Origin of the sequence: Pseudomonas sp. GW456-12-10-14-LB2 (genome assembly GCF_002884345.1) — a bacterium.
In the GTDB taxonomy this organism is placed as follows: domain Bacteria; phylum Pseudomonadota; class Gammaproteobacteria; order Pseudomonadales; family Pseudomonadaceae; genus Aquipseudomonas; species Aquipseudomonas paraglycinae.
Map to the genome: position 1 here is coordinate 1 of NZ_POHV01000206.1, position 261 is coordinate 261.

1 protein-coding gene is annotated in these 261 nt (G+C 66.7%); it reads right to left on the reverse strand.

The annotated features are described in order from the left end of the window. A partial coding sequence (locus C1X29_RS30040) for a Rieske 2Fe-2S domain-containing protein (protein WP_218275731.1) occupies window positions 1-261 on the reverse strand: 261 nt, incomplete at both ends.

Below are 261 nucleotides of genomic sequence, written 5' to 3' on the forward strand. Positions count from 1 at the left end.
GTCTCCTGCGAGGGCATGAAGGTGCAGCGCCCTTGCGCGTTGAATTTCAGGCCGTGATAGCCGCAGACGACTGTATCGCCCTCGAGCCGGCCCTTCGACAGCGGCACCAGGCGATGCCAGCAGGCATCCTCAAGCGCGGTCGCCGAGCCATCGGCCTTCCGGTACATCACGACATGCTTGCCGCAGATCGTCCGCGGCAACAGCGCCGGCTTCACGTCGGCGTCCCAGGCGGCGGCGTACCAGGCGTTCATGGGGAAGGGT